General features: G+C 41.4%; 19 protein-coding genes and 2 pseudogenes. 11 read left to right on the plus strand and 10 right to left on the minus strand.

Going from position 1 to position 20,722, the window contains the following annotated elements:
• The first annotated feature begins 83 nt into the window (after positions 1-83).
• The 4 genes and pseudogenes from ppc to cdd all read left to right on the plus strand — a co-directional run bounded on the left by ppc (position 84) and on the right by cdd (position 4,209).
• Positions 84-2,716: pseudogene (gene ppc, locus B1L02_RS19735) on the plus strand (phosphoenolpyruvate carboxylase).
• Between the two features lie 215 nt (positions 2,717-2,931).
• Positions 2,932-3,300, plus strand: a complete 369-nt coding sequence (locus B1L02_RS19740; RefSeq protein ID WP_010605328.1) for a hypothetical protein — start codon at positions 2,932-2,934, stop codon at positions 3,298-3,300.
• A gap of 43 nt (positions 3,301-3,343) precedes the next feature.
• Entirely contained in the window at positions 3,344-3,574 is a 231-nt protein-coding gene (locus B1L02_RS24720) for a hypothetical protein (protein WP_232003224.1), read from the plus strand.
• Positions 3,538-4,209 carry a cytidine deaminase gene (gene cdd, locus B1L02_RS19745; RefSeq protein WP_232003239.1) on the plus strand — a complete coding sequence of 224 codons (672 nt, stop codon included), beginning with the start codon at positions 3,538-3,540 and terminating at the stop codon, positions 4,207-4,209. The genes B1L02_RS24720 and cdd overlap by 37 nt, the downstream gene beginning before the upstream one ends.
• Before the next feature lie 26 nt (positions 4,210-4,235).
• Here cdd and udp read toward each other — a convergent pair whose 3' ends face one another.
• A complete protein-coding gene (gene udp / locus B1L02_RS19750) occupies positions 4,236-4,994 on the minus strand; it encodes a uridine phosphorylase (protein ID WP_088532495.1) in 759 nt (252 codons plus the stop codon).
• Between the two features lie 167 nt (positions 4,995-5,161).
• Between udp and B1L02_RS19755 the strand changes: the two are divergent.
• From B1L02_RS19755 to B1L02_RS19765, 3 genes and pseudogenes are all read left to right on the plus strand, one after another.
• Positions 5,162-5,940, plus strand: a pseudogene (locus B1L02_RS19755) (DUF2189 domain-containing protein).
• 305 nt (positions 5,941-6,245) lie between these two features.
• Entirely contained in the window at positions 6,246-7,358 is a 1,113-nt protein-coding gene (locus B1L02_RS19760) for an arginase family protein (protein ID WP_088532496.1), read from the plus strand.
• A gap of 181 nt (positions 7,359-7,539) precedes the next feature.
• Positions 7,540-8,250: a transporter substrate-binding domain-containing protein gene (locus tag B1L02_RS19765; RefSeq protein WP_088532497.1), complete on the plus strand. Its 711-nt coding sequence runs from the start codon at positions 7,540-7,542 to the stop codon at positions 8,248-8,250.
• A 16-nt stretch (positions 8,251-8,266) separates the two neighbouring features.
• On the opposite strand, the gene B1L02_RS19770 is transcribed toward B1L02_RS19765, so the two are convergent.
• Both B1L02_RS19770 and B1L02_RS19775 read right to left on the minus strand, forming a co-directional pair.
• On the minus strand, positions 8,267-8,476 hold the full coding sequence (locus B1L02_RS19770; RefSeq protein ID WP_088532498.1) for a VF530 family DNA-binding protein: 210 nt from the start codon (positions 8,474-8,476) through the stop codon (positions 8,267-8,269).
• Between the two features lie 64 nt (positions 8,477-8,540).
• Positions 8,541-8,822, minus strand: a complete 282-nt coding sequence (locus B1L02_RS19775) for a DUF1496 domain-containing protein (RefSeq protein WP_088532499.1) — start codon at positions 8,820-8,822, stop codon at positions 8,541-8,543.
• Between the two features lie 60 nt (positions 8,823-8,882).
• Between B1L02_RS19775 and B1L02_RS19780 the strand changes: the two genes are divergently transcribed.
• Entirely contained in the window at positions 8,883-9,113 is a 231-nt protein-coding gene (locus B1L02_RS19780) for a TIGR02647 family protein (RefSeq protein WP_088532500.1), read from the plus strand.
• Positions 9,114-9,186: 73 nt separating this feature from the next.
• Here B1L02_RS19780 and maiA read toward each other — a convergent pair whose 3' ends face one another.
• Together maiA and hmgA are read right to left on the minus strand one after the other, a co-directional pair.
• Positions 9,187-9,813 carry a maleylacetoacetate isomerase gene (gene maiA / locus B1L02_RS19785; RefSeq protein WP_174694593.1) on the minus strand — a complete coding sequence of 209 codons (627 nt, stop codon included), beginning with the start codon at positions 9,811-9,813 and terminating at the stop codon, positions 9,187-9,189.
• An 8-nt stretch (positions 9,814-9,821) separates the two neighbouring features.
• Positions 9,822-11,117: a homogentisate 1,2-dioxygenase gene (gene hmgA / locus B1L02_RS19790; RefSeq protein ID WP_088532502.1), complete on the minus strand. Its 1,296-nt coding sequence runs from the start codon at positions 11,115-11,117 to the stop codon at positions 9,822-9,824.
• 112 nt (positions 11,118-11,229) lie between these two features.
• Between hmgA and B1L02_RS19795 the strand changes: the two genes are divergently transcribed.
• Positions 11,230-11,715 carry a MarR family winged helix-turn-helix transcriptional regulator gene (locus B1L02_RS19795; RefSeq protein WP_088532503.1) on the plus strand — a complete coding sequence of 162 codons (486 nt, stop codon included), beginning with the start codon at positions 11,230-11,232 and terminating at the stop codon, positions 11,713-11,715.
• Positions 11,716-12,117: 402 nt separating this feature from the next.
• Here the strand turns inward: B1L02_RS19795 and B1L02_RS19800 are convergent, their stop codons facing one another.
• On the minus strand, positions 12,118-15,282 hold the full coding sequence (locus B1L02_RS19800) for a TonB-dependent receptor (protein WP_088532504.1): 3,165 nt from the start codon (positions 15,280-15,282) through the stop codon (positions 12,118-12,120).
• Positions 15,283-15,316: 34 nt separating this feature from the next.
• Complete coding sequence (locus tag B1L02_RS19805; protein ID WP_088532505.1) at positions 15,317-16,177, minus strand: S1/P1 nuclease; 861 nt, start codon at positions 16,175-16,177, stop codon at positions 15,317-15,319.
• 378 nt (positions 16,178-16,555) lie between these two features.
• Here B1L02_RS19805 and B1L02_RS19810 point away from each other — a divergent pair, with 378 nt between their 5' ends.
• Positions 16,556-17,293, plus strand: coding sequence for a PhnD/SsuA/transferrin family substrate-binding protein (locus B1L02_RS19810; protein WP_223192099.1), 738 nt, complete (start codon positions 16,556-16,558; stop codon positions 17,291-17,293).
• The gene (locus B1L02_RS19815) at positions 17,283-18,209 is read left to right on the plus strand and encodes a hypothetical protein (protein WP_088532507.1); all 927 of its coding nucleotides are present in this window, start codon (positions 17,283-17,285) and stop codon (positions 18,207-18,209) included. Before B1L02_RS19810 ends, B1L02_RS19815 begins: the two co-directional genes overlap by 11 nt.
• Positions 18,210-18,259: 50 nt before the next feature.
• Here the strand turns inward: B1L02_RS19815 and ushA are convergent, their stop codons facing one another.
• From ushA to B1L02_RS19830, 3 genes are all read right to left on the minus strand, one after another.
• Positions 18,260-19,849 (minus strand): bifunctional UDP-sugar hydrolase/5'-nucleotidase UshA, encoded by a 1,590-nt coding sequence (gene ushA / locus B1L02_RS19820; protein WP_088532508.1) that lies wholly within the window; start codon positions 19,847-19,849, stop codon positions 18,260-18,262.
• A 63-nt stretch (positions 19,850-19,912) separates the two neighbouring features.
• A complete protein-coding gene (locus B1L02_RS19825) occupies positions 19,913-20,104 on the minus strand; it encodes a hypothetical protein (protein ID WP_088532509.1) in 192 nt (63 codons plus the stop codon).
• Positions 20,105-20,206: 102 nt separating this feature from the next.
• The gene (locus tag B1L02_RS19830; protein WP_088532510.1) at positions 20,207-20,629 is read right to left on the minus strand and encodes an MAPEG family protein; all 423 of its coding nucleotides are present in this window, start codon (positions 20,627-20,629) and stop codon (positions 20,207-20,209) included.
• Between the last annotated feature and the right edge of the window lie 93 nt (positions 20,630-20,722).

Consider the following 20,722-nt stretch of genomic DNA (forward strand, 5'->3'; position numbering starts at 1 on the left):
TAACGTCTTGAAAATAGATCGTTCGCAAATCAATTTATTCTCGGTATAGTGGAGTTCGAGTATCTTTTCATCAAGGAGATTGTATGACAGAGCAATACGCAAGCCTACGTAGTAATGTGAGCCTTTTGGGGCAGATGTTAGGGCAAATTATTCAACAAGCGCAGGGTCAAGAGACGCTAGATAAAGTTGAAGAAATTAGGCACCTAGCAAAATCCTCGAGGAGTGGTAATGATTCAGATAGGCAAGCGCTCATAGACACCTTACGTAGCCTAAGCGATGAAGCGTTACTTCCCGTTGCTCGTTCATTTAATCACTTCTTAAACCTTGCCAATGTCGCAGAACAGTTCCACACCATTTCAAAATCTGGCTCCCCTGACGGTGTTATGATTGAGGTCGATAGGGCGCTTGATGAATTGCAAAGTAAAGTTGACGCTGGCGCACTTACACTAAACGAAGTTGCTGATGTGATAAGCAAACTGAAAATAGATTTGGTGCTAACCGCTCACCCGACGGAAGTAACACGAAGAACCATCATCAATAAACACGTTGAGCTTAGTGAATGTCTAAAAGTGCTTGAGGTGACTTCAGGTGAGGATCCTGTCTATGATGAGGTCATTGACCGTATTGAGCAGTTGATCTCGCAAGCGTGGCACACGAGCGACATTAGAGAAAAGAGACCTACACCACTGGATGAAGCAAAGTGGGGGTTCGCGGTTATTGAGAATAGCCTATGGGAAGCCGTGCCTAAGTTTGTTCGGTATTTTAATGCTCAAGTTAAAACGCGATTAAACTTACAGCTACCGGCTAATTTTAGTCCCATCCAGCTTACTTCTTGGATGGGGGCGATAGAGATGGAAACCCGTTTGTTACTTCTCATGTTACGCAATCAGTTCTTGAACATGGCCGCTGGATGGCGCTTGATTTATATCGTCGCGACCTAGAGATCTTGGGTGCAGAGCTTTCTATGAGTAATGCATCTCCAAGCTTTATAGCGCGAGCGGATGGCAGCAATGAACCCTACCGCCATGTGTTAAAGCAAATACGAGCAGAGGTAGAAGAAACCATTGCAGCATTGGAATATAAAATCAAAGGCACGCCTTCTCATTATCAGGACAAGATTAAACAGGTTTCACAGATAAGAGAGCCGCTTGAGGCATGTTATCGCTCACTGGTTGATTGTCGCATGGCTAATATTGCCAATGGTTTGCTATTGGATGTCTTAAGACGAATCGACTGCTTTGGTGTGTCTTTATGTAAGTTAGATATTCGTCAAGACTCCGCCAGACATACCGAAGTGTTTTCCGAATTAACGCGTTATTTGGGCCTTGGCGATTATGCCCAGTGGCAAGAAGCAGACAAACAGGCCTTCTTATTAACAGAGCTAAGCTCGAGACGGCCTTTATTGCCGCGTCACTGGCAACCTTCATCTAATGTTCAAGAGGTGCTAGAGACATTTGCAACGATTGCTGAGCAAGACCAAAATGCGCTTGGCATTTATATCATCTCGATGGCGCAAAGTGCCTCAGATATTCTCGCTGTACATTTATTACTGCAAGAAAGTGGATGTAAATTCAGCTTACCGGTAGCCCCGCTATTTGAAACGCTGGATGATTTAAATAATGCACAATCAGTGATCAGCGGATTATTTGATAACACTTGGTATAAGGGCACGATTGGCGCCAAGCAATATGTCATGATCGGCTATTCCGACTCTGCAAAAGACGCGGGGATGATGGCGGCAGGATGGGCGCAGTATGATGCAATGGAAAAACTAGTTAACCTTGCTGATGCTAAGGGCATTGAGCTGGTGCTTTTCCATGGCCGTGGAGGCACGATCGGTCGCGGAGGTGCGCCTGCAGCACAAGCCCTAAGATCTCAGCCCCCCGGTTCACTAAAAAGTGGCTTGCGAGTAACCGAACAAGGCGAAATGATCCGTTTTAAATTTGGTTTACCTAAAGTCGCCATGCAAAGTCTATCTATTTACACCGGTGCGATTTTACAAAGTAATTTGTTACCACCTCCTCGTCCTGAACCTAAATGGGTTGAGGTAATGGAGACGATTAGTGAGGCTTCATGTAAAAAGTATCGCAGTATCGTTCGAGAAAACCCTGAATTTGTTCCTTATTTTAGAATGGCGACGCCAGAGCAAGAACTGTCTAAATTACCGCTAGGCTCGCGGCCTTCTAAACGTAATCCAAACGGTGGTGTGGAGAGTTTGAGGGCCATTCCGTGGATTTTTGCATGGAGCCAAAACCGCTTGATGTTACCCGCTTGGCTGGGAGCGAAAGAAGGCCTAGAAGCCGCTGTGGAAACGTTTGGTAAAGACATGCTTCAAGAAATGAGCGCAAAATGGCCATTTTTTAGAACCCGTTTAGAAATGCTCGAAATGGTATTTTGCAAAGCCGATCTTTGGCTCAGCGAAATGTATGACGCAAGTTTAGTCAGTGATGAGTATAAAGGTCTAGGGGATGAATTAAGAGACAATCTACAGCAAGCTATCGAGCTTATTCGCGGCCTTGCGCCAGAGTCATCGTTGTTGTCGCAGCAACCTTGGATCAAAGAGTCAATCGGGCTGAGAAACCCATATACTGATCCACTCAATCTGTTACAAATTGAGTTGTTAAAGCGGGTTCGTGAAGAAACCAGTCACGATTTGGAACTGGCACTTATGATCACGATGACAGGGATAGCGGCGGGGATGCGCAATACTGGTTAGTGCAACAATTGGAATAATCATTCTTTGTAAAATTTTACATTTATAAGCATTATAGCTACAAAACCAATCCCAATGGATTGGTTTTTTTATTTTGATTGGTTTTTTATTAGTATATTTGTTGACAGTAATTCTCATTGATTTAAAATGCGCGGCTGGTTTTACCAGTCGTTTTATTTGTTTTATTCAAGAATTGTCGGTTGATAGGTCTACGATACATGCACAAAATTTCTACTAGCGTCACATTTGATGAGTGTAATGATCTGATTATGATGAAGATCAGAGGCATTGCGAATGCAAACGATGTGGTCTCGGCATACGAGAAAGCCAATCTATATGCTAAAAAACATAATAGTAGCAAAGTGTTAGTAGATGTGAGTGAACTCGAGCACCGCTTCGCAGCGATTGATATTGTGAACATAATGCCGAAAGTTGCGCACAATATTGGCAATCTGCATATCGCGCGCGTCGTTGGTTTTGAAGGTTATATGCATGACCTTTTTCTACAAAAAATTAAGCGTTTTAATATCAGCGCTGAAAACTTTGAGTGTTTTAAATCTGCAAGAGAATGGTTGAGTCGGCTGTAACTCTTGCGTAAACTATCCTGCCATAGATAAACATGACAACAATATGGCAAAGATAGAACCATCAATAAAAAGTGCGTTAACGCAGTACGCTATCGCCCATCGTGGTATATTGAGTTATTCCCAGCTTGCACAATATCAAAACCGCTTTCAACTATCTCGATCAGAGCTTGAAGCTGCTTTACTTGAAGTCGCGGCTGAGTTTGCAACGCCCCTATTTCACAATTTTATGTTGGTGCCATTGCTTGGGATGATAAATCTCAACAAGCGTTTTTAGGCGCGAATTTAGAGTTCTCACATCAGGCGCTTTCTTTAGTTGTTCATGCCGAGCAAGCGGCAATTAACAATGCGTGGTTAAATGGTGCAACTGAAATCACTAAAATGACGATTAATGCTGCGCCTTGCGGATTTTGTCGCCAATTTATGAATGAGCTAAGCACTGCAAGGGAACTTGAAATTTTATTGCCAACAGGAAAAACTTCGTTGTGTGATTTGCTGCCGACTTCGTTTGGTCCGGATGATCTGGGCAATAGTGAAAAGCTCTTTTCTCAAGTGCATCATTTAGCCGAGAATGAAATATTGCCTGAATCAATCAGTGCTACGCTTTATCAGCATTATCTGCGTGCTTATTGTCCCTACACACATAACCAAAGTGCGGTGGAAATTAAATTAGACACTGGCGAGTGCTTTTATGGGCGTTATGCTGAAAATGCGGCTTATAATCCAAGCTTATCGCCGCTACAAAGTGCATTAAGTCAACTAGCGATGTCGGGTAAAGTATTATCAGAGGTAAATGTAGTAGGGATCACTTTGCTAGAAAAGCAGGGCTGTGCTAACCAGTTGCAAGTAAGCTTAGCAGTTTTAAAGGCATACAATGCCGAGCATTTGCTTACACATGTAGAGATTGAGTAATCACTCAATCTCTACATCTACTGCTTTTATTTCGAAAGTAAGAGTTCAGCCGCTTTTAATACTGCAGTGACTGCTTTCTTTTCAACCGCTTGATGGTCGACATTAGGGATCTCTTGGCGTGTTCTGTTTACCAAAACGCCTGCAAGACAAGCTGCCTTCAACCCAAGTGCTGCACACATGGTAAATAACGTAGCAGACTCCATCTCATAGTTCATCACGTTAAGCTTTTGCCATTCTGCACACGAACCTTGGTACGCTTTTCTGACGTAGCCTGAGTATGTGTCGTAGCGTTCTTGTCCTGGGTAGAAAGTATCGCTAGACGCGGTGATACCTACATGATGAGTAATGCCCAATGATTCACATGCCTGTACCATTGCCGAAGTAGTATAAAAATCAGAAACAGCAGGAAACTCGATAGGTGCAAAATGTTGGCTAGCGCCATCTAAACGCACTGATGCAGTGCTCACCAAAATATCACCTTCATTGATATGTGGTTGAATAGCACCAGTTGTACCTATGCGTAAAAAGGTGGTGATACCAAGTTGTGCTAATTCTTCGACTGCGATTGACGTAGACGGACCGCCTATACCTGTTGAACAAATGACCACAGGACTTTCATTTAAAAAGCCAAGGTAAACATGAAATTCACGAGTTTGTGCTAAGCAGACGGGAGAGTCTAGATATTCAGAGATGCGTTTTGAGCGCTCGGGATCACCCGGAACAATTGCCAGTGAAGCGCCTTGTAGGTCGGCTTTTGTAAGACCTAAGTGAAATACCTTTTCCATAGTAAACCTTAGTAATAATTAAAGCGTAATGTTTATCGTTAATGCCTATCAAGTACAGGACAGATGTCCTATTTTAGTATAGGCGTTTAAATTATAGCTCGGGATAGCTTGCGGGATTGTCGATGTTCCACTAAACCTTAACATGAGAGCAACAATGAGGAATGGTTATGCCTGCTACACATTCTATAAATAAAGAAAATGAATTTGCGCGTTGCTTTGAGTGCAACAAAGTCCCGGCCATGGCACCGTTTCACTGGCTTGCATTAGCCTTTAAAGATATTGCCAATGCGCCCTACTTAGCCTAGTGTATGGACTTATTTTTACTCTTATACCTGCCTTTATCATGTGGTTAGTATACCAATCGGGTACTCACTTGGTAATTCTACCAGCAGCCGTCGCTTTTGCGCTGATCGGGCCCGCTTTCGCAGCTGGTTTGTATGATGTTGCGTGGGAGTTGGAAAAGGGCCACAAACCAACGCTAACGCACAGTCTTAAATCAATGTTTCGTAATCCTGCTGGTGAATGGGGGTTCGCGGTGCTATTGATGGTGATTATGATTGTTTGGATGCGCTTGGCAGCACTTATCCACGCGCTATACCCAAATGTTCCAAACCCAACGTTTGAACAGCTTTCGGCGTTTTTAGCACTCGGCTCGATAGTGGGAGGCATTTTATTGGTGTGTGTATTCGCAATCTCAGCGTTTACGCCACAAATAATGATGGAGCGCCGAGTGGATATCATGACTGCGGTAATAAGCTCAATGCATGCAGTGAAAGAAAATATCGGCGCCATGGTGGTATGGTGTGGGATCTTAGTGTTCTTGGTGATGCTTGGGTTTGCAACTGGAACGGCTGGCTTTATCGTTATTATGCCGCTGCTAGCGTACGCAAGTTGGCATGGCTATATCGCTGTAATTAAAACAAAAGTGCCACGCCACTACGAATAACTAAACACCCTCTATGAATAAACAACCGCAGCATCAACGAGCATTAACGAGCATTGTTGGTACTGCGGTTGACTTCCTATTTGAACCTGTTATATGTGCTGCAACAACGACCTAATGAACAGTCAATGTCTTCCGAAAACGAAGTTAGAGATCAAGAAATCTTTTTGATTTATAAGGTTTTTATTTTTAATTTGTCGTTTTTACTCATTTTAAGCCAATCGTATTTTGAGTGTTTCGCAATATATAAAGCGCAATAGGGAAGATTTTTCTGGGTCGCATGATTATGCATATAAGAGGGGATAGCGATGTCTGAGAGCAAAAAACAATTCCATAAAAAACTTGAGCACTGTTTATGCCCACCGGGAGATGGTGTGTTTACAGTAAACACAGCGAAAGAAAGAAAAGACGCGCTAAGACAAAAGCTATACGGACAAACAGAAGGTGTCGATACTTTATGGAAAGCGTCACTGGAAAAATTGGGCGAAAGTGAACATAAAGCGGTAATTCTTGGGATCAGTTCAGATTGTGGCGGTGGTATTTTACGCGGAGCGAACTGGGGTCCGTTATTTTTGCGTTCGACATTAATTGAGCAACAGCCACAAACGAGCGCGTTTGACCTTGGCGATGTGCGTGTTATTCCACATTTACTACATGACAAATATTTAAACGAGAGCACGATCAGTAACTGTCAAAAGGCACTTTATGCTGACCCTGAGAGTGAGTATTACGTGTCACCATTATCTATTACAGAAGATGTGTGTGATGGCTTTTACGAAAACTATCCAGATAAAGGCGTATTTGGGATTGGTGGCGACCACTCAATCAGCTATCCACTAACAAAAGCGTATCTTAAAGCAAAGCGTGCTCGCGGTGTAAAAACAGCAATTATTCACTTTGATGCCCATACAGATTTACTCGTTGAGCGCTTAGGTATCGATTTATGTTTTGGCTCTTGGTGTACGCATATCCTTGAGTTTTTACCTGCACCACATCATTTAGTACAATTTGGGATCCGCTCTAGCGGTAAACCTAAATCTCATTGGGAGTCTACATTCGGCATTAAGCAGCATTGGGCTCATGAGATCAGAGAGCGTGGTGCACAAGCGATTGTAGATGAAGTTATTGCGCAGCTAAAGGCTGACGGTGTTGAAGAACTTTATGTTAGCTTTGACATTGACGCACTTGATGAAGAGTTTGCTTCTGCAACAGGTACCCCTGAAGCGGGCGGCATGACTCCGGACGAAGCGATGTTAATTCTACAAGCACTGCGCGGTGAATTTAAAATTACAGGCGCAGACATGATGGAAATTGCACCATTTACCGACAGCTCTCTTGTTGGACAAACTAGCTCAGAAACGACGCTTAAAGAAGGTGCTAAGCTGAGTGCGTTTTTAATTGATGCTATCAACAATAGCTAAAGTAGCTAAATAACCCCTGAAATCAGCACTAAGTGATAGGCGAGGCCATTCTCGTCTATTACTAACGCACTTTAGTAAGTTACCCATAACTCGCTTTAACAAAAATCTATTCTTTCTCTTTAAAAATTGCTCAACCCTTAAGTTAAGACTATATTATTCAAGTAGCTATGGGGAGAGTTTTATGAAGGGTGCTTACTCAGTTGGCCTTTGTCTTTTACTGATGAGTTTCAGTGCGCTTGCCTATACGCTAAATATTGTCACTGAGAATTTTCCTGACTTCCAATATCTTGATGACAAAGGAGAGTTAATTGGACGCGCTGCGGATAAAGTCAGGACAGTGCTTGATGACTCCGGCCTTGATTACACCATCAGCGTACTTTCATGGCCAGCAGCCTACAATGCCGCATTAAGAAAAGGCGATACCTGTGTCTTTTCAACAGCGAGAAATACTATTCGCGAAAATGAGTTTAATTGGGTATTTCCCATTGATACCTTTACCACCTCTTTCTACGCGCTACGTGAGAGCAAAATCAAGTTGAACAAATTAGAAGATGCGCAAGCTTATCGAACTGCGGTGATCCGAGACAATTTTAGCCACCAGTTTTTAATGGAACATGGTTTTCAAGAGGGGAAACAGATGGTTCTTATTAATTCTTTTGATAAGGTTTTTGAACTACTCAAAACGCGAAAAGACTTTGTTGAATTGGTGATACTCAGCGATGCTCAGTTTAGGTTTCGAAGTGCAAAAGAGCAAACGGCTCAGTTACTTGAGCCGGTATATACATTAGATCAGTTTAATACGTCACTTTATCTAGCCTGTAATAAAAATGTTCCCAAGCATATTCTTGAAAAGCTTAAGGACACTTACAACGCGCTTTATGCAGTTAAATAACCTTGGAGAAAACGGGTTACTTTTTTATGTCTGGCCACTGAAAGCCGTGGAAGGTATCTAGATACAGTTGCTCCACTTTGGTTCTTGCCCAAGGTGTACGGCGCAAGAATTTGAGACTAGATTTAACGCTTGGATTATCTTTGAAGCAGTTAATATCTACGGCGGCTGCCATTTCTTTCCAGCCTAGTTGCTGCTCAAGTTTTACAATAATCTCTTCTAACTTGATACCGTGAAGGGGTTATTCGCTTGGGTTGTCATCTTTTACTTCTATATAACTTTAGATATTACGCCTAGTTTACCCTAATTTTATCCGAAATTTCAGGTCTAATTGGCGCACCAGACGCATCTGCCTTGACCCACACCAGTTTACTATTGTCTTCGTTGTACTTTTTTGTTGCGCAGACAAACAGCATGTCAAACTGTTGCAATAGCGAGCCTTCGCTATATGACTTTCCTTCATACCAACAAACTTGCTTTGGTATTTCTCCATATAACCTTAAATTAGCGGGCGTTGCAGCCAAAACAGGCAGTGAGATCAAATTAACAGTGATTAAACAAATTAAAAACTTCATCAAATTTAGTTTTTTGAACTAGAGTGTTAGATGACTATAGAAGAATAAGGAAAAATGACAATGGCATTAGACCAAAAATTGTTGGATGAGTTGACCTTACTAGCTAGATTTCCAAGACATAGTTTGCATCAGGGGATAAAAATTCATAGGAGTGCGCCAGAAGGTATACAAGGTGCAGCGATGCGGCTATTTGAAAAAGGGGTCATTGACAGCCCCGATGGGGGTTATTTGACTGATCTTGGTCACGACCTTATTGGCCATTTTGATCATGTCTATAGCGCGTTGAAATAACAAACGTTCGTTTGATTGAAAGGGTGGTACGCTTAGCATACCACTCTTTTAATTGGCTTATCGTTTACTAGCCCTATTGTGCGTCTAATTGATTTTCAGGCGCCGCATCAGAAAACGCATTAAGCGTATTACAATATTCGTACACTCGACTGATCTTAGGAAATGCAGTCATATCTACTTTAAAACGCAGTGCATTAAACACTTGTGGTACTAAACAAACATCCGCGAGCGTGGGCTCCGTGCCAAAGCAAAATTGACCGTCGCCAATCATAGGCTCTAGCTTTTTAAAGCCTTCGATAACCCAGTGGCGATACCACTCATTTTTTTGCTCGTCAGATGCACCTAGTTCATTTGAGAGATATTTAAGTACCCGCAAGTTATCGATAGGGTGGATATCACAGGCGATGGCGTAGCAAAAGTTTCTTACCTGCGCTTTTTGCCAAGGATTCTGTGGTAGCAATGCTTGGCCTGTTTGGGTTTCTTCCAGCCACTCCAATATCGCTAAAGATTGTGCAAGAATGCCATGCTCAGTTTCAAGAGCCGGTAGTAACCCTTGACCGTTTTTACTTAAATATGCCTCGCCGCTTTGCTCCGATTTAAGCAAGTTTACAGGGACTAACTCGTGGTCTAATCCTTTAAGGTTTAAAGCAATACGCACACGATAGGCTGCAGATGAGCGAAAATAAGTATAGAGTTTCAACATAATCTTTATGCTCCTTTAAAGTACTTTTTAATGCCTTTCCAGCAATCAGCATAGTTAGGCTGACGCGCTTTGCCTTCTAAAGCATACTTAGTTGGAGAGATAATGTAACGTGACTCAAACATAAACGCGAGTGTGTTTTCATAGCGCTGTGGTGCAAGCTCTGCATTACTCGCTTTTTCAAATACATCCGCTTCTGGTCCATGTGGAGACATACAGTTGTGTAGACTCATACCACCTGGCACAAAACCATGTTCTTTAGCATCGTAAACCCCTTCAATCAGTCCCATAAATTCACTCATGATATTACGGTGATAATAAGGTGGACGGAATGTATTTTCTGCCACCATCCAGCGCGGTGGGAAGATCACAAAGTCTACGTTTGCAACACCAGGTGTGCCTGATGGAGAAGTAAGTACAGTAAAGATTGACGGATCTGGGTGATCAAAGCTTACGGTGTTCATTACGTTAAATCGTGCTAAATCATATTTGTATGGGGCGCTGTTACCTGTCCATGCAACCACATCAAGCGGTGAGTGGCCAATCTCACAGCGGAACAAATTACCATTAAACTTTGCAACGAGTTCAAAATCACCTTCTTTGTCCTCAAAGGCGGCAACCGGGTATTGAAAGTCACGTTCGTTGGTATAGCCATTCGCACCAACAGGGCCTCGCTCAGGCAAAATATAAGGGTGTCCGTAGTTTTCACAAATATAACCACGTACCGTATCGCTTAAAAGCTCTACATTAAATTTGATACCACGAGGGATAACGGCAATCTCTCCCGGTTTAATTGCGAGTTTACCGCATTCTGTGTGTAAAATGAGTTCGCCTTGCTGTGGGACGAACAACAGCTCGCCGTCCGCATTATAGAAGTAGCGGCCTTCCATTGATGCGTTAGCAACATATACATGAATACCAATCCCGCTTTGGCCATTGGCACTGCCGTTAGCTGCCATCGTTACTAAGCCATCGACAAAGTCTGTTTTTTCTTGTGGTATATCGATAGGATTCCAGCGCAACATGGAAGGAGGGGTAACGGCTTCAGTTATTGGTGCTGTGCGCAGTAGGCCATTATCTATCGCTTCATATTCACCTTGTAAAACGGAAGGGCGAATACGGTAGAACCAATTTCGACGATTGTCAGCACGAGGCGCTGTAAAAGCGGTGGTGTTATATTGTTCTGCATAGAGGTCGTATTTTACTTTTTGCGGTGAAAACTGACCAATAGGTAAAGCGCCGGGTAGTGCTTCACTTTCAAATTGATTACCAAACCCAGTTAAATATTGAAATTCTTGGCTCATGTGTCTCGACTCCTTTGTGTTTTATAGTAAGATACTCTCATGTGAGAGTATTTTCAATGTTTGTCATCTAGTCGCTCTGTAAAGCTATAGTGACAGTTGGGAGTGTGGAATAATGTCTAAAAATCATAAAAAACTGCTGAATATAAACGATTTTTTACCGTATCAGCTCGTTTCACTGTCAACAAAAGTGAGCAATGACTTTGCGCACGTCTATGAACAAAAGGGAGAATTAACACAGCCACAATGGCGGGTGTTATCTCACGCAATACAGAATGAGGGGCTCACTGCTAAGCACATATGCGAATTAGCAAGCATGGATAAATCAACCGTTTCAAGAGCAATTAAGCAGTTACAAGACAGAGAGTTGATTGAGATGTTAGTGAGTCCAAGTGATAAACGTGCAAAAACTATTGCAGTGACAGAGCAAGGAAGAGCGCTTTATCAAACATTAACGCCGCTTGCATTGGCATGGGAAGCTGAACTACTCAGTTGTTTTAGCTATGAACAGAAAGAGAATTTAGTACAACTACTGAAATTATTACAGTCCGCAGTAGATGAAAAAGAGCTTGCACACTCGCTTAGAACAAGCTCTATATAGTAAAGTACCACTGAATGTTATCTCGTACGGTTTTCTGTACATGATATTATAGTCATATAGATCATGGATATTTCAAATGCGCTGCTTTTAAGTAAATGATTAGATAGAGAGATGATTAAATAATCAATACTTATACCCAGCATTGTGACTAGAAAGCCGATAAAAGCTTTACGTCTTAACATGATTTATCCCTTATCATATTTATAATCCATTCATTTTTACATTTAGTATGGTTTATTGCTCAGAAACAATGACTTGTCCTGTTTCTATTATATTTAATATCAGGAATTTATAAAGGCTTAGTTGTGGTTAATAGGTGGAAAATAACCTTAAGCTGGATTAAATATAAAAAAGGCCAACTTTCGTTGGCCTTTGGGAGATTATCTAATTACGTGTTAGATATTAGAAGTTGTAACGTACGCCGATCTTGATACGGTAAGTTGAGTCTTCTGCTTCAAACTTACTCTTGTCGAATGTAGTTTCGCCGATGATGTATTTACCAGTTGCTGGGTCAATATCCATCTCTATTACATTGTTTGTACCAAAGTCTTGTCTATAAACCTTACCAGCTGAAGAATCAATCAGGTTAATAAGATTGTTAATTACGAAGTAAACCTCACCTTTATGATCTTTAGTAAATCCAGGCAATTCCTGAGAAATATACAGATCCATAGAGGTTGTCCAAGGTGACTTTCCAGCGCTACGGTCTACAAAACCACCCGCATAACCTGAGAGTCCAAGATCTTCGAAATGAGCTAATACTTCCGCTTCGGTTACACCTTCATAACGAAGTACATTAGGATCGTTGGCAGTTGGTACATAAGCTAGGTAGTTACCGCCGAACGTTGAACCAAAGCCTGAAGGTTGAATTAGGTCTTGATCAAAGTATTTACCGCCAGTAAGGTTCTGCCATTTAGTTAGGTGGCTATATGCTGAACCTGAACGACGCTCAAAGAATAGATTGAAATTCGTTTTATAGTTTTCAATAAATTCAGTTGAGTAGCCTAGATTAAATACAAAGCGGTGCTCAGTTTCATAGGTAGAAGTACCGATTTGTGTTTCTTGGTGGTCTAAGAAGTGACCGTATCGGTAGTTACTACGGGCAGTTGAGGAACCACCAGGGTTACCTTCAGTGATGTCTTGATGAGTATAAGACATATCAAACTTGAAGCCATTATCCCACGTTTTAGAAAGACCAGTACTTAGGATAATTGAACGACCGTTTTTATCTGCGTTCGTTAGCATAATCTCAAGTTCACGGGTATCGTAGAATGGTAATGCACCATCAGCAGTAGAACCTACTACATCGCCTTCTTGAAGAAGTGCTGCATTCACCCATTCAGCGGTATTTTCTTTATCTGTGAAGATAGCAGTCGTAGTCCACGCGAATCCGTCACCAAGGCCTGGGATGTCAAGTGTTACATCAGCATTTAGCATATATGTCCACTGCGATGGAATATCGAAGTTAGGATCGATAAAGTTAGAAACCGAACCGCGATTCGCATTGTTAATACCGTCGATAGCTTCTTGCGGAATAGTATTTAGGATACTTGCAGGTGCGGTAACTCCTCTAGCAGAGAAGTTTTGACGACTGAAACCATCGTTTGAGTAAGAGTTTGAGATCCAAACGTTAGGGTTACCACCAGCATAACGACCTACACTACCACGGATAGTTACGTCTTCGTTCATGTAGTATGTAAAGCCTGCACGAGGTAACCAAATGTCAGCGCCATCTAGATTATAAGTGTTATCAAAACCCGTTCTATCAAATACGTCTTGGTTGAACGCTGGTTTGTCGTCAGAACCTAGACGCTCGTAACGAAGACCAAAGCTAAATGCTAGTTCATCGCTGAAATCCCAACGGTCGTTCACGTATAGGGCAAGGTCTTTACGTTTAAATGCTGCTGCAACTGCATCTGGATTATTACCAATACCATTACTATATGAATATGTTGATAATTGACGTGTGGCAAAGTCCTCTAGGCTGTTAAATGTGATAACACCTTTAGAACCATCTAAATATAGGTTTTCAACGTCTAGAATGTCGTACTTAATACCGAACTCTAGTGTATGTTCGTCAAGTAGATAAGTACCGTCAAACTTGAATGTTGTGAGGTCGTTTTCTAGTGAATTTGAGTGGCGGCTAGCATCTGAACCGAAGTTAATTGTGCCTTTAGTACCATCTCCATCAACATCGATATTGTCAATTGTGATATCGCCTAGACCTAAAGCGCTGTCTAGTGAGATTTGACCGGTTTCAACAGACTTGCTCGTAATACTGATTTGCGTTGAGAAATCATCCGTCCAGTCAGAGTATAGTGTTGAGCTGAAGTTATTTAGTTTCTCTGACTTATTATACCAATAAGTGCTTAGGTGAAGCTCACTAGCTTTCTGAGTCATGTTGTTTGTGCGGTTACCTTCGTTAAACATATATACGAAGTTTGCACGGTGATAGTCGTTGATGTTCCAATCTAGTTTGATGATGTATTTTTCATCTTCTAGTTGTGGTTGTGCGTCTGCGCTACCGATGTTATCGACACCATATACTTCAGAAGCAATTTTGCGTACAGCTGCTAAATCGCTTTGTGTGATATTAGTTTCGTTGGCGCCGATACCTGAACCTGCTGGACCCCATTCAATTGACTGAGGAGATTCATACTTTTCGTATGCACCGAAGAAAAATAGTTTGTTTTCAATAAGAGGAGCACCGATTGAGAAGCCATAGTTCTCTTCTTCAAACTCTAGTGGAACTTCTTTACCTTCGTTTTTAGGCGTACCAGCCCAGCTGTCAGTCATTTTCTCATAGAAAACGCTACCAGTGATTTCGTTAGTGCCAGACTTAAATACCGCATCAACGTTACCACCAGTAAAGCCACTTGATTTAGCATTTGTTGGTGCTACTTGAACGGTTACTTGGTCAAGCGCGTCCAGAGGGAATGGGTTACGCTGTGTTGGGTAGCCACCAGAGTTAAGACCGAAGTCATCGTTTAGCGGAATACCATCAACAGTAATAGAGTTTGTACGCGGGTTTGAGCCTGCGATTGTCATCGCACTGTCGTTACCAGGTTGGATGACAACTAGCGGGTTATTTCTTACTACGTCTTTAATATCACGGTTGATACTAGGCGTGCTCTTGATTGCATCAGCACCGTAATAAGTGTCGTTTGCAGAAGAGTTAAATAGTACTGGAGTACCAGTAACTACGATAGACTCCATTTGCAATTCGCTTAGCTGCTGGTCGATCTTTTGTGCTTCACCTAGAGATAGGTAAATGTTACGCAGCTCAGCGTCACGGAATTTGTTTGAGTCGATAGTGATGGTGTATGGACCACCAACGCGAAGACCTGATGCGTTGTACGTACCAGTGTCATTCGTTGTAACAACGCGGCGTGTACCTGTCGGTTCGTGAACGATGATAATCTTAGTGTCTGCAGCTGGATTACCTTGAGGTCCTACGATCTGTCCTTTTATAGACGAAGATGTATCTGCCGCAACCGCCATGCCACTCATGCCTAAACTTGCAGCGATAGCAAGCGTAAGTGCATTTTTGCGAAGTTGGATTTTCATTATGTTGTTTCCCGTGTTAGTAGGTTATTTTAAACTAATGGTTAACTGTTATTTTATTTGCTGATTTCAGTGATGAAACCAGCGGTTTAGAATTAGGATCATAAATTTGGTTTAATAAGCCAGCTAATCTAATGCCACCTTGTTGAAGCCTAAATTTGATTGTTGGCATATATTTATAAATGTAACCGTAACTTATTTCAGTTTCATTGCTATTATAAACTTTTTCAGCAATATTATTTGACTCAAGCAACCAATCTGCAGGCGAGCTGTCTAAGTATTCAGCAATTATTTCATTATTTGTGGTTTGAATAAAACGTGTAAATTCTGTAAATGAAAGATTTTCATTTTCGATTAATTTGGTGTCCCAAGTACTGTGTAAGTTTGAATCACTGCCAAAGAACTTTACTTTAATCATGTTACCGCCACGGTCTTTGCCGCGACCTGCGTGAAATGGCTGATGGCTGTCACCAACAAGGTGGACTAGGAAACGGAACGCGAAACGCTTTTCATCGATTGATTTAGATTCTGACTTTAATGTATTGATGGAGTAGTAGATGCCATCTAGGATGTGTTTTACTTTTTCTCTGTCATTCAGATCGGCATGGACATGCTCGTGCATTGCTTTTGGGTTGTCGATATTGATGTAATGCCACTTCGAAGATTGTTTACGCCAAAATGTGCTTGGATCCGAACGCATCTCGTCTGCCCAATTCGAAATTTCAGCCAGAGAGTCACCCTCTAATAAAGGTTGAATCGCAACGCGAGTCTGCTCGGTTAAATGTGCCTCGGCCAATTCGCCAATGATCCTATGACCATTTTGACCCCAGGCGTGTGCACTTGACGTCGTGATAGTCATCCCTACAGCGAAAAGTAATGACAAGCTTTTACGTAACATTTGTATCTCTTGTAGAAAAGGGAACAATCTTCCCAACCGAAAAGTGAGGCCAATTGTCCGTATTTTTCAACAAAATAAAAGGACTCAATAAGATTCATAATTTCTTGTCAATAAAGTTTTAAATTCATATGGTTATGGGTTATTAGTAAAATTACCTATTGCAATGAGTAAAGAAAATTGATCTAATAGTGGTCTTGAAAGGATAGGTTATTCCAATTAGTGATACATAGTAACATTTTGACTAGTAAATCAACAATTGTATCTTTGTTGTTTATAAGCGCATTATTGTGCTGGATTTTAGGGGCTCGATTAATTTCGGTTAAGCCTCTCATTCTTGATCCTGTCGTCCAGTACTCAAATACCTGTAAAACACGTTCAGTGTCCAATATCAACACGTTAAAAATACATGTTCCGATTAAAAGTCTCGCGTTAGACGTATTAGTTAGAGCATGTGAAGATGAAGTGGTCACAAGGCAATATGGACAAGTGAAAGTGTATTGGGGAGGAAGTCTCGCTGAGCAAATAGAGTTTCTTGCAAAGGGGATCGCTGATCTTATTTTAACGAAAGACAATATCATGTCGGCTTTGATGGCTGAATCAACGCATAGTTATAGGCCTGTTATAGGGTATCCGGCTTATTCCGCGTTTTTCATATCAAACACAGAAAAACCCAAGTTATCTAAATCTTATTTCTTAGATAAAAAAATAGGGTTGCTTGACTATCCAACAAGTCGCTCTGGCCACATATTACCAAAAAGTGCGTTTAAAGAATTAGATATCGATATTAACGCGCTCGATATTACCTATTTAAGCTCGCATCAAGCGCTCCGCAATCGGTTAGCTGCTGGCGAGGTTGATATTATTGCATCTTACTGGTCCGAAGAAGATGAGCAACGGTTTTCGAAGAATTACATTACGCCAATTGCAAATAATGTCAGTGGCAGTAAATGGTATTTAAAAATGAACAACAATAACACCGATTTAGCTTGCGCAATGCAGGAAATTATTAACCAAGTTGCTCAATTAAGAACATCTAGTTACTTTGATAAGGTAGATAGATACTGGCAATGTGAAACTTTACCTTATAGCTTTATTGGAGAAGAAAGTGGACGTTAGCCAGCGTAATATATCCGTTTTTATTGCTTTGGCATTATTGTTTAGCAGCATTTTCTACATTTCTCAAAGTATCGAAACTAAACGTGTTTTGAAGCAACAAAAAGAAGCTGTGGCGCTTCGTGTTGCTATTGACATGAATCGTTTACCTGTCGCGGATCCTTTTCTACATTACGCAGGTAATGAAACTGAGTTAAGAGAGTATATAAACTCACTAAATACTGTGTTAGACGCTCAAGATGCCCGTTTGACCGTCCTTGACATCAATACGTCTGGAGCAGGGCAGGGTGAAAAAAGTGAGGTACTAACATTATCTGCGCCGCACAGAAACTTCTATGTCGCGGTTTCGTTAGATGACACCAAACCAAAGTCTACCTATATTTTTCCTCTGATTATGGCGCTAATCGGGGTTGCGGTGTTCAACTGGGTGAGAAGAAAAGGTATTGAGGCAAGCGTAAGTTCAAGCCATGCGCTAGAAAAGTTACCAGAATTTAAGCTCGTTATTGATTTGTATTCAAAAACAGTAACGACGAATAGAGATAAGCTAGTAAGCGTTCAGCTTGCCAACAAGCCATTATGCTTTTACTTAGCTTTAGTTGAGTTTTGCGATGTAAACCCCGATACCGTTCTTAATCAAAACAAAGAGATGCCAAAAGAGTTGTTGGATCTCGCGGATAAATATTTTTACCGTTTAGTTGAACTTGGTCATACCATTAGAAAAAGACCTAACTTCACTAATAGCTTAGAAAAAACATTAAGTGAAATTAGGGCTGCACTTGATGAGGTATTGGAAGCATTTCCAGAGAAAAAGGCGTTGTTTTATCCGCCAAAAGCGCACGGTGAGGGATCTCGCTCGAAATTGCACAGCTACGGACTCAGCGGTGTGAAAAAGTCTGATATTGATATTATTGGTAAATAGAATAGGTTTCTGTAAAGCGATGACTTACATCGCTTTACAGAATTGCTGCCTTATAAATCAATAGCCTTTATTGGGCTATTCTTTTGGAAGTAATCTTTTAGGACCTGTGCATCAGTAAGATCGGTGGCGGTATATTCAGGAAGGTGGTTAATCTTTGGATAACCGTCACCACCAGATGCGTTATAGCTATTCAAACTCATACGGTAGGTCTTATCGTTAGTTATTGGCTCGTCCGCAATTCTAACATTGGTTACCTTATCGTTTTTGATATCAAACGTAATATGGTGGAACTGTAAGTAAGCACCAGAGTCTGGTGGGAACTTAGCGACAATGTTTAAATAGTCAATAAGATCGCTGGCTTTCCAGTCTATATAAGTAATACGATTTTTAAATGGATGCACTTTCAGTACATCTTTGTAGCTGACATCGCCTTGCTCAATACTATCACGGATCCCGCCACCGCTGATAATGCCAAAGTCAGCTTCAACAGCTGCCATTTGTGCATTAATGATAAGATCGGCAAGGTTACTTTGCTTAAATCTAACCGTACTGCGACGGCCATCTAAGAAGCTATCCACGTATCCTACCGCACCCGCAATTTGCGCTTGTCCTTTTTCTTGATATGGCTTTAAAAAAGCAAGCATTTGCGGATCTTCTTGAATCGTTTCACCAATCACGGAGCCGCCTTTATCTTTTAAGTTTACAGGGATTAAGTTGTAGCTAATCAAGGTTTTTGTATCACCATCAATTCTAAAGACGGCTTTACCCACATACTTACCCCATTCATGTGCTTGCATAATCCAAACACCATTTTGATTGTCTGGCTTACATGTTTTGCCAGGAGCAAAAGCTGTATCCTCGTTACCATTGTCATCGACACATACCGGCTCTTGAGAATGTCCACCAACAATCAAATCAAGTGTGCCTATAGGAAGTTGACGCGCGAGCGTTACATCACCAGGTGCATTGATACCATGGTTGGCTCCGTGATAGTGGCCCATGTGTGTGACTGCTATCATCATATCCGGGTGATATTTGGCTTTAATTTTAGGAACCCAGCTTTCTGTGGCTGCTAACGGCTCAATAAAAGTCAAACCGTGAACATGCTTGGGATTGGCAATTTTAACGGTATCAATTGTCGTAAGCCCAAGGACAGCAATGGTTAGCCCAGCGCGTTCAATGATGGTGTAAGGTTCATATGCAGGCATTTGATTTGTATTATCAAGAATATTTGCTGACAGTACAGGGAAGTTTGCCCACTCAATTTGTCTCGCTAGCACATCACGGGTGTTGTCAAATTCGTGATTACCAATCGCCATGGCATCATATCCGAGTTTACTCATTCCTTTAAAATCAGGTTCAGCAAACTGTAAATCAGATTCAGGTACACCCGTGTTTATATCGCCTCCAGAAAGCAATATAACGGCATGTCCGGCTTTTTCGGCATCACTCGTTAATTGGTCAATTAAGGTTTTTCTGGCAGCCATACCATATTCACCTTTTTCATTTTGCCAAAAACGACCATGATTATCGTTGGTGTGTAATACGGTTAGGTATTCTGCTTGTTGCGACTGCTTAGGGGAGGAGAAATGGCATGCTGATAATAGCAAAGCCGTTGAAAGAATAAGTAAGTTGCGCATAATTTAGAAGCTATTTGATAAATTATGCGCGTATTCTAGAACATTATAATTATTTTAATAGTGCTAACACTCAAAATTACTATATTTTCTGGTGTTTTGTACAACCGCAGATACTCTTCTGTCCAGTTCAAACTTTGCTAACTCACATTTTGCATGACCTGTTTCTATCATCCAGTTTAAAAAGCTAGCTGGTAGCGTGGAGTATGGCTCTCCTGCATGAAGTCCAAAATCGCAGATATCATTATCCTGTTTCATCTATTTGCCCCTGTTGTTCTTTTTGCCATCGCCATGCTAACAAATTGAGTCAGAGATTAAAGAATAATTAGCTAAAACGGATGGTGTTTTTATTATATTTAGTTATATAAGTGTTAAAATTAATGTGAGCCACTGGAGTACAATAAAGATGCAACCGGCAAGGTAAAGGCGAAAACGTGTTCTAACGTGATTACTACCGATATGAACATAAGCATGAGCGGTACGGCTAATAACAAACAGTAGGGCGAAGATACTGAACCACAATGTGACAAGTTTCATTGCGAGTGCAGCAAGAGAAACAACAAAAAACAACACGGGAATTTCGAATTGATTAGTAAAGTTTCTAGACGCCAGAATGACTTCTTCAGGCGCCTTATCCAGCGCCATGGTTTTGAACTGGTCAAACTGGATCTGTTTTTCTCGCGCCGCTTTAAATCGACGTTTTCCCATAATGACCATAATGACTAAGGTGAGTAAAGTTTGTAAAAGTAGCGCGGCGAGCAGTAAATAAATGGATGTTGGCATAGGTTCCTCAGTTTACGAAGTGTTACAAAACAAAAAATTTCTATATTGCAAAAGCTTAGTTGAATGACGATGATAGTCTGATTCCAAAAAGTA

Origin of the sequence: Pseudoalteromonas piscicida, assembly GCF_002208135.1 — a bacterium.
In the GTDB taxonomy this organism is placed as follows: Bacteria; Pseudomonadota; Gammaproteobacteria; order Enterobacterales; family Alteromonadaceae; genus Pseudoalteromonas; species Pseudoalteromonas piscicida_A.